This is a genomic window from Sinorhizobium saheli, assembly GCF_001651875.1.
Classification (GTDB): Bacteria; Pseudomonadota; Alphaproteobacteria; order Rhizobiales; family Rhizobiaceae; genus Sinorhizobium; species Sinorhizobium saheli.
The window spans coordinates 25,365-34,707 of sequence record NZ_LNQB01000046.1 but is presented as its reverse complement, the minus strand read 5'-3'; the positions used below and the strand labels follow the sequence as shown (position 1 = coordinate 34,707).

Sequence of the window (9,343 nt, the reverse complement as noted above, 5' to 3'; positions counted from 1 at the left end):
CCCTTCACTTGGACCGCCGATCCCGACAAAATCATCGCTGCCGTCAAACGTGGGCACCAAGTGTTAGATTCCATCCACTAGCTCTTCTTGCCGAAAGCCTCTCGCATCTTTCGAAAACCCCCTATTTCAATCGGGCGATCGAAAAGCACACCACTGCGCTGATTGATGTGATCAAACATGCGCTGTCGGTTTCCCCGGCGTATGATGACGAAATCCTCCGATCGTTTGCGGACAAGGTCTGGGTATGCCACCGTTACCTTCAGGGCTCGACAACAAAGGAAGCGCCATACGAGATCGAGTATTGTATGAGGCATGCCATCGGCGATTGGCTCAAAGCAAAGTGCATCGTCACAACCGCGCTAACAGACGAGAAAGACTTCCACCTAAAACCTGGCGACCCGTGGGAATACGTGGCCACGGCCATGGATAGATATAAAGAGCCGATACCCGAAGAAAAGCTAATCTTCATTGGAGTGCCACGGATATACAAGCATATGCCGCTCTTTTGCGCGGCGCTTTACCACGAGTTGGGCCATTTCGTTGATCTTGCGCGAGATGTGGCGGGAACAACGCTCCTAAGCCACCCGGCCGAGGGTGCAACCGACAAAATGATTGAGGTCATACTCTCACATCGCCGTGAGCATTTTGCCGATCTTTTTGCCGCCTGTTACGCCGGCCCAGCCATCATCGACACCCTCTATGCCATTAACCCGGATGCAGGCATTAGTCTGTCGCACCCGGCGACTGCGGACCGTATCGAAGTGGTGCGTGGGTTCCTCGAAGGCGAAGAGTTTGATGAGCTGACGATGTTCCAGGAGGCTCTGGCAAGCCTCGGCCTGCCGCCTTTGAAGCGAAGATATTCGATCCCTTCCATCGCAAGTGCGTTCGATGACATCCGTCCCTATCGGCTGTCTACAACGGAGGAGCTGCATGGGATGATGGCGGCAGGCTGGTCCTATCTCGGCCAGATCAAAGCCGGAGCTGGTCCGAGTTGGGCAGCCACCGGCAGCCAGCTTGAGGCGGTGCGCATCGTCAACGATTTGACCGAAAAAACGATCCGAAACGCATCCATTCGATATCTCTGGGAAAGGGCGCTGACGTGATTAAGGTCGATATCCTCGAACGCCTCAATAAGGAAGGTCCAACCGGGTTATGGATCGATCCTCTTCTCGAGGAGAGCCAGATCGGTGAAGTGACTGTCGACTTGAGGCTCGGGTACGACTTCTTGGTCTCGATTGTGACCCGCCGACCGTACATCGGCATTACTCGTGACGATGATCGCTTCAGGGCGATTTCGTCTTATTTCCAGCCAACCCGCCGGGAACTGGGCGACCGCTTCATTCTGTATCCCGACCAAGTCGTGCTGGCAACGACATTGGAATATATCGCCCTACCGAGCGACTGCTATGCCGATCTTCTCACGCGAAGCAGCTACACTCGCCTCGGCATTTCTGTTGGCACAATGGTCCAGCCGGGGTTCAGAGGGTGCTTCTCTGTTGAGCTGTTCAACCACGGAAACAATCCGATCGAGTTGGTTGTCGGCGCGAAAATGTTCCAGATGCGCTTGGTCCAGCTATCCGATGGGTTGAGCTATGGGGGCCTGGAGCGAAAGTATTTCGGAAACGTAAGACCCACACCGTCCCGAGCTGCCGATGACGACGACTTAGCACGGCTGCGCGCAATATCGGAGGACCAACGCGGATAGACAAGCGAACCTGTGTAGATCCGTAGGGTCAGAATCTCGTCACTCACGCTCAGCGGCGCGCTCAGGGTTCGAATCCGTTTAATACGATCACATCACTCGAACAGGCCTTCGATCTCGTCTCGCTGTTGTTCGTGCTTCCTCGGATTTTGATCCTTCAGTTTTTGCAGGTTGAGCAGCTTCCATCTCACGGCAGGAAGGTTCACGGCTTGCGGAAGTCCGACAACGTCGAAATCGGGTTCACAGTCGTGTAGCGACAGGAGAAACGTTCTCGCGTGAACATCCAGCTTGTCACGAATGTCGGCGAGTAGCCGACTTCGAACTTCCAACAGATCTTCCAATTCTACAGGCTCGACGGTCATCCCTTCAAATTCTTGCCGGAAGGTGGCTTCGATATCAGTGATGCTCGGGGCTAGCAGTTCGTGCGGAGGTCGGCCTGAACTGGCAACGTAGATCAGGAACGTTCTGAACAGAGCGTCCGTGAAGCCTTCATTTGCAAACAAGAGCTTTACATCGAACAAATCGCGCGGATGCTGTCGGTCAACTGCCGCATGTAGCTTACCTGCAAAGAGGTCTTCGAACGACAGAACTTGCATTTCGGCGAAGCCGAACTCGTCTTCGACCTTTTCGCTGACGGTCCGGATCTCAACCGGATGTACGGTTCCTCTTGCGACCGGAGAGGTCTCGACTTTGATGACGGTAGCGCCTTGGCTGACTTCGAGACGGGTTTCGTTGCCGCCGCCGCCTGCAATTCGTCTCACTTTTGCGCCGCGCAGGTATTGCGAGATGTTGCTGCCGATCCGATCAAGCGTCTCGTCGATGTCCCTCAGGCTTTCCTCCCGCGGCTTCACGGGCAGATATGTCAGATCGATATCCACCGACAGGCGTGGCAGGTCCCGGTAGAAGAGGTTGATGGCGGTTCCGCCCTTTAGCGCAAAGGCCTTTTCCTCTCCGATATAGGGCAGCGAACGCACCAGAAGCTGAACTTGGGAGACGTATTGTTCACGGGCCATCTGCAGCCTCCGGTAGTTGGGGCAAGAATTCAGGTGGCACCGTTATGCGATATATCGGGTGCAATTTCCCCCCTTTGTAGAAGGCCCGGTCGCCAGAGCCAAGGTCCACCTCCGATGGGTGGATGTGCTTTCGCCAGGCGTGAGCGTGCTTGTCCGCGAAGACAAAGAAGAGCCTTTTGACCTGGACCTTCCGGCAGCTCTTTAGCAAAGCGGTCAGGCGCCGCGGTCTCAGATTCGCAAGGCTCTCGAATATCGTATCGAGGGTATGAAAACTCTCATTGTCGGGCAATTCATCAAGCGCTTCGAGGATAGCGCGTTCAGCGCTGGAGGCTTTCAGAGGCCATTGCCAAGGGCTGAGCGCCAGATTGCTGTCCGCGCTGAGGTTGACGTCGGTATTATCGACGCCCAGACTGGCGTCGTCGAAGAGCCGCGTGTTGCGTATGAAGAGCCGTGCCGTCAGCGGCAATTTGGTCAGCCAGCTTGGCGGTCTTTCCGAATAGAGGTAGACGGTTTCCCTGCTGCCCAAGGGCAAGTAGTGAACATGGCCGCCGAGAGCCAAGGCGGTCAACCCTCCGACATGCAGATCATAGCCCATGATCTGCTGTGCGGACAGAACAGGTATCGTCCAGTCACGGGCGGCGTCCGGGTGCCCTGTAAGGGAGAGCGGTCGTCGGTACACGCCACGACTGAGAGGCTCGAGCCAATGCCGGCGAAGATAGTCGTGGGTAGAGCTCCGGCTGATGCCGTGCTTCGTCATCCACGCCGAGTCGACCAGAAACCCTGGTGGTATCCGTGCGAGCAGGAACTTTAATTTTTCTTCTTTTTGTCCGTTCATGGTTGACAAGATAGCCTAAACTCAAAGTTATTCCCATAGACGTCTTTGAGATTCCGGACAAAAGTCCGTCTTGAGCGCACAAAACATGACGATTTCAAAGTCCCTCGCGCTCGTATTCCTCAACGGAAATGGTCGAACGCACCACGCTTGCCGAAGCAAATGCGTGGGTCCGGAAGGACCGTGATCTCCGTAGCTCAGTCAGCACGACAAAACGCGACAGCCAACGTGCATGCGGAGCGTTACGAATGACTGACGTGAGGTCATGCAAGCACGTGGTAGTCAAGACGCTAGTTTCGATTCCGAACAGGTTGGATATCCGCGGCGCCAAGCCGCTGCTACGCTGCCTCCCAGACCTGATTGAGAATGCGGGCCGCGAGTGCTGCCTTATCCTGCGGCAGGAAACGCCCGTAGTGGTTGGCTACCATTTCCGGTGTGTCCTGAATCGCATAGCTCGCCTGCTCGTAGGAGCCCGTTTGTTTCAGGATATGGGTGGCGAGCACGTCGCGGACATTGTGCGGTCCGTGTGGCAGCAGACCCTTGATCGCGCCGCGGCCAGTATAGGGATTGTAGATGCCATAGCGCTGGATCGTCAGACGCCAGGCTTCATAGAAGGTCGTCTGGTTATAGGCAGCATCCCTGCTGGTGACTTTTACTGTCTTCACAAACAGCGTGCCGGGATCGTCGGCACCAGCGAGGAGCACGCCGCGATGCCGCTCGATATACGCGTTCAGGTATTTGTAGAGGTCCAGAAGATCCGGCAGGATGAGCCGGAAAGGTTTTGAGCCGAAGAAGGAGGAGTTGGCGTTCTTGAAGGCGTTGGCCGGGATCAAGACCTCCCAGCCGCGGTCACGCTCGCTCCAGCGGATTTCGCCGCGCTTCATGTCTTCGAGCCGGCGTTCCGATGTCGGGAAATGCCCGCGCGGGCAGACAAGCAATTGACGCAGGTTCTTCTGACGAAGTCCGAGATGCAGGCCCAGCCGCAACATGAGGAACGATCGGACAGCCTCGGCGGCGGCTCGAGGGTAAAGATCCTCGTCCGGCATGCGCTTCAGGATCTCGTCGGTGATCTTGCGATATTCGGCGAGCGGGCTGTCCGCCTCGAGCACGCACATGATTGGTTCGAAAGGATCCCTATGAACCCGCATCACCCGCTGGATCTCCTTCGAGCGGTGCGAGGCGTGCTTGAAACAGGCTTCGCAAGCCGCATGCCAATCCCGCTCGGCTGCGGCAATCTCAGCCGCGGAGATCAGTCCCGGGATCGGCTTCAGATTTCGGACGAGCTCCGGATGCTGCCAGAGCCAGCCTGTTTCGGCGCGCACCAGATTGAGAAGAACATTCAGCATATCCTCTTCCCACTGGGTGTAGAAGCCGCGCCGGCGTTCGCGCCATTGCAGATACCAGTCCCAGACACCGGGAAACACCAGCAGACCGAACGTCAACTGGCCCAGAGGAACGCCGTAGCCTTTGACGGCGCTATTGGGCGATGCTGCCAATGCACCGAACATCAATCCGAGATGTTCGATCCTTTGCGATGCGGTTTCTTCTCCCCAGACGCCGTTACGCTGAAAGCCGAGGGCCGTCAGCGTCGCCGTCTTGAAGCGGATAAGATTGGCCATTTCCATGGCGAGCCGGGGAGGGGCGTCGACGACACCGGACAGAAGATCCGGATCTTCGATCGCCACATGATCGTCGCCATCCTCCGAATTCAGCGCGTCCGCTGACGCCCGTGGTGACAGAGAGCCGCCGTAAGAAATCGCGGGGAAGCGGATGGCATAGCGTTGCTTCGTCGCCATGGCCTGGAAACGGCGGTAGTCGGTTGAACCCGAAACGATCACGCGACGTACCCATTCCAGGATTTCTTCGCGTTTGCTGAAGGGCAGACTGTTGAAGTTGTTCGGCAGATGCCAGGCCAATCGCCGCCGCTCCGCAGGACCGATGTCACTTCCGACGTCATGGCCGGATGCGGAGCGCGACTGATGCGGCAGCTTGGCTTTGAAGTAGCCCTCGGGCAACCTGTATCGTCGCTCGATGCGAGAGAGAATTTCGAAACTGTCGAGCGACCGCGGCACCTTGGTGCCCTTCGTCCAGCTCAGCAGGGTCTTGTGGTCGAAGGCATCACCGTCCCCGACGACGGCGCGATGCAGATGCCAACAGCTGTCGCCGTGTCGACGCATATGGTAGACCAGCGCCTCTTGAAAGCCTTCAGGTTCCTCGGTCCAGTCGAGTGAGGGTTTCGGAAACGCCTCTATGGGCTTTGGTTGAACTCCCGGCTTCGCTCTAGGCTGCTCCGCGTTGATAGAACGCGCCGTCTGGGCCGTTGCCTTGGCTGGACCGGCCCCAGTCACTGGCTTTCGCTTTGGGCGTTCAGCGGTTGGCCGGTCATCCTCCTCTGACCGTTCCTTGTCCACCCATCGAGTGATTGCCTCCAGCGCCGGCAAGAGGTTCTTCTTCAGTTCCGGCGTCAGTTCAGCTTCGACGCCGCACGCTTCCGCGACCGCCTGCCAATCGATGCCGCCGGTCCGCATGGGCGGCATCTTTCGATAGACGATCAGGCTGATGAGATACGGCTTGATGCTCTCGAGAGCCCGGTTCGAAGCGATCGGAGCAATGCGCACCTGGCAGAACTCGGAGATCTTGCGCTGAAAATGAAGAGAAGAAGCAGATTGTTTTTTCATTGGCCTATGCAGTTCACGCGACATTGGGCCGGCTCACTGCCGGGCGTGGCCTGCTACGGCGATGCGGTTAATGAAAGCTGAATCTGGATGGGAGTCGACCGTGCGTCCTGGGTCGGAACGTGCCAGCTCGGCGCATCTTACAGCCCTGTCGAGCAGGCTCGAGAACATGCTATATGGGCATCATGGGATTCGGGGTTTTCATTCACCGCTCAGATTCGATCTACGACGATAGCCCGGCTGAACAATATCAGTTCCCGAGCCAGTACTTGGGCCGTGTCCAGGCCTGCATTGGCGACTGGATCATCTACTACGAACCGAGAAAAGTTGCCGAGACGCGCGGTTATTTTGCGATTGCTAAGGTCGGCCAAGTTATTCTGGACCCCAAAGCGCCCGGCATGTACCTCGCGCTCATTGAACCGGGGACTTATCTCGACTTCGTCAATCCGGCTCCGTTCAGCAATGCCGAGGGGGTTATCGAACGTGGGGTGCTCAACGAAGAAGGACGCATCTCCGGACGAGCACAATCCGCCGTGCGGCCGATTTCCCCGGCTGACTTCAACCGCATTGTCTCACTGGGCTTGGACGAGCATGAGGCTGAGCTGCCACGGGTGGATGAGCCAGGGACCGTTGCTCCGGCGTCTGGCTTTGCCGAAGGAGGGCAGGCACCGTTTGCCTTCGAACAGGAGCGTGATCGCGTCGCCCAATTCACTTCCCGAATCGTCCGTAATCGACTTTTTCGCCGCTTGGTCTTGCAGGCCTACGACAAGCGCTGTGCGGTCACCGGCTTGAAGCTCATCAACGGCGGCGGCCGAGCCGAAGTGGATGCCGCACACATCCGGCCTGTGGAGGCAAACGGACCTGATATTCTGACCAACGGAATTGCACTATCGGGAACGGCTCACTGGATGTTCGACCGGGGACTGATCAGCTTGTCGGATGACCTCGACATCATGATCTCACGGCAGGCCAACGATCCGGACAGCATTCGAGGTCTAGTCAACAAGACTGGTAGGGCCATCGTGCCACCGCGATCGTTCGAGAGACCACATCCGCATTTCCTGCGTTGGCACCGAGAGAATTGCTTCAAGCATTGAAACATCTCGATCTCTCTCCTTCAAGGAGAAGATTGGCACCCGAATTCGATTCATCGCTGAGGGAATGGGACCACCGTTCCAGCCCCCCAAGATCGTTCATTGTGGGAGACCTCGGGGACTTTCAACTGGACAAGCTTTCCCTCTCTTTCGATAAACCAACCGGACGGAAGGCAAGCGAGCCGTTCTATATCTTCCGGCGACATCGTGAACTCGACCGCAAGCAGATCACCTTTTGTTCGGACGCCGGAATTGATGATCAAATTGAATGCGTCGCGAATGAGGCGCGGCTCAGACACTTGCCACTCTCGATCGAGTGGTTCCTCTCTCGTCCAGCCCTTCGCCGAGTGCAACTTATAGAGATCCGTGACATAGTCGGAAGGGATAATTTCCAGGTCAGCAAGACGGTGGATCTGCGCTTTGATGGAGACGCGCCAGCGTTCCTTGAGTGATAAGAATGTCGATAGTGAGGGGCGACGAACCTCGTGTGGATACGTGGTCGATGGCATCAGAAAGGCGCTCGCCAGCCGAAACGCTTGCTTCTCGATTTCCTTAAGGTTTTCATGGAACTCGCGTGCAGTGACATTGCGATGGAGAACGGCATGCGCCAGCTCGTGGGCTCCATCCATTTGCCGACGGGGGAATGACATTTTGTCCGTGGCCAGCAGGATATGCGGACGTTCTCCATCCGGAGACCAACTGCACAATCCATCCAGACGTGACGTACCCATTTCGATCGTGCCGACGACGATCCCCACGCGCTCAAGCAAAGGAACAATATCGCCGCAAGGCCCTTCTCCGACATTCCAATGGCGGCGCAGCTCCAGCGCGATGCGCTCGATATCTTCTTCGCGCAGCTGTTTCCATGAGGCTGTCCCCAGAACATCGGGAATGTCGACAGCAGGGAACTCGACATAATGCTGTAAGATGGAGCTGAGTTCTTGAAGCCAGCTCGTTTGCGATTGCTGGTAGCGAATATCACCGGTTAGGGTGTTCGAGAGCTGGCGGTGGAACATCGGCCGCGCTGACTGGTAGACCGGCCGAAGAAAGAATTCGCGGCGCACCCCTAAAGTATCCGAAAGAGCCGAAAGCGCGTCAGCATCGGGAGTGATTTCTCCCTTCTCCCACCGGCTTACCGTGCTCGAGACCACCCCGAGGGCTTCTGCAAGCGTTTTTTGTGTCTTGATACGACGAGCGGCCCGGGCTTCTGTAAGCCGGGCCGGCACGAATCCGGGCGTTCCCACGCGCATGTACTTATTCCTTATTGCCTGCCACTACCTCTCTTATGGCCGGGATCGTCTAATGCGTCCCGGTTTCCTTGTCATCAGAGGCGGACTGCGCCTCTGGCGGCACAAATGGCGCAACTCTGCTTTTCAGCTTTACCTGCGGCTCGAGCGGAGTTGGCGACGGCACCGGCGGCGTATCTGCATGACCGCTGAGGAAACTGTCGAGCGGCTCGTAAAAGAGGTAGCTCGCATATTGCGAGTCGATGACGCCAATGGCGATTTCCTCGATCTGGCCGGCACGCTCACGATGACGGGACACGACGAAGAGAGCGAAAATATCACCGGCTTTCGGTCCCATTTCATCGAATGCCAACCTAGGTGTAAGGTGGTAATTTAAGCTCACAGCGGCAGCGCGAGACTTGTTCTTTGGAGGAAGAGCTTTGGGTTCTGGCATTGCGGCCATGCCGAAGATAATCCCCTGATGCTCTACCTCAAAGCGAACGAATGGCTGAAAGACCCTGAGATCAGTCGTCGGGATTACACCGCCATCGAGAAGCTTTCCGCCGTGCACCTGGCAGATCTCTTCGAAGCGCTCTTCCATCATACGGAATCGGAGTTGGCCTTCACCGCCGCGCGCCCGACGCCGGTCCTTGAGACCGGTATGGTCTCGCACAACTTCATGCGCCTTGAGGGCGACAGCTCTAAGGTCGTCTTCGAGATTGAGCAGCAAACTGTTGGTCAGGGCGAGCATAAGCTGACGTTTGAAAGGTGGGATCATGCGGCGAATCTCTTCCATTTGCG

General features: G+C 57.0%; 8 protein-coding genes. 3 read left to right on the top strand and 5 right to left on the bottom strand.

Annotated elements, in window-relative coordinates:
- Positions 1-1,103: M48 family metalloprotease (locus tag ATB98_RS29405; RefSeq protein ID WP_167354047.1), on the top strand; the 1,103-nt coding region annotated here is incomplete at its 5' end.
- Positions 1,100-1,705, top strand: coding sequence for a dCTP deaminase (dcd, locus tag ATB98_RS02260; RefSeq protein ID WP_066868509.1), 606 nt, complete (start codon positions 1,100-1,102; stop codon positions 1,703-1,705). The genes ATB98_RS29405 and dcd, both read left to right, overlap by 4 nt.
- A 92-nt stretch (positions 1,706-1,797) precedes the next feature.
- Here dcd and ATB98_RS02255 read toward each other — a convergent pair whose 3' ends face one another.
- The 3 genes from ATB98_RS02255 to ATB98_RS29400 form a co-directional block, all read right to left on the bottom strand.
- Positions 1,798-2,715: a nucleotidyl transferase AbiEii/AbiGii toxin family protein gene (locus ATB98_RS02255; RefSeq protein WP_066868503.1), complete on the bottom strand. Its 918-nt coding sequence runs from the start codon at positions 2,713-2,715 to the stop codon at positions 1,798-1,800.
- Positions 2,705-3,550, bottom strand: coding sequence for a type IV toxin-antitoxin system AbiEi family antitoxin domain-containing protein (locus ATB98_RS02250; protein WP_066868501.1), 846 nt, complete (start codon positions 3,548-3,550; stop codon positions 2,705-2,707). Before ATB98_RS02250 ends, ATB98_RS02255 begins: the two co-directional genes overlap by 11 nt.
- A gap of 335 nt (positions 3,551-3,885) precedes the next feature.
- Positions 3,886-6,225, bottom strand: a complete 2,340-nt coding sequence (locus ATB98_RS29400) for a hypothetical protein (protein WP_066868499.1) — start codon at positions 6,223-6,225, stop codon at positions 3,886-3,888.
- 182 nt (positions 6,226-6,407) lie between these two features.
- Between ATB98_RS29400 and ATB98_RS02240 the strand changes: the two genes are divergently transcribed.
- A complete protein-coding gene (locus ATB98_RS02240; RefSeq protein WP_066868514.1) occupies positions 6,408-7,319 on the top strand; it encodes an HNH endonuclease in 912 nt (303 codons plus the stop codon).
- A gap of 50 nt (positions 7,320-7,369) precedes the next feature.
- On the opposite strand, the gene ATB98_RS02235 is transcribed toward ATB98_RS02240, so the two are convergent.
- The gene (locus tag ATB98_RS02235; protein ID WP_066868496.1) at positions 7,370-8,566 is read right to left on the bottom strand and encodes an XRE family transcriptional regulator; all 1,197 of its coding nucleotides are present in this window, start codon (positions 8,564-8,566) and stop codon (positions 7,370-7,372) included.
- Positions 8,567-8,615: 49 nt separating this feature from the next.
- Entirely contained in the window at positions 8,616-9,338 is a 723-nt protein-coding gene (locus ATB98_RS28635) for a hypothetical protein (protein WP_153436033.1), read from the bottom strand.
- Positions 9,339-9,343 lie beyond the last annotated feature (5 nt).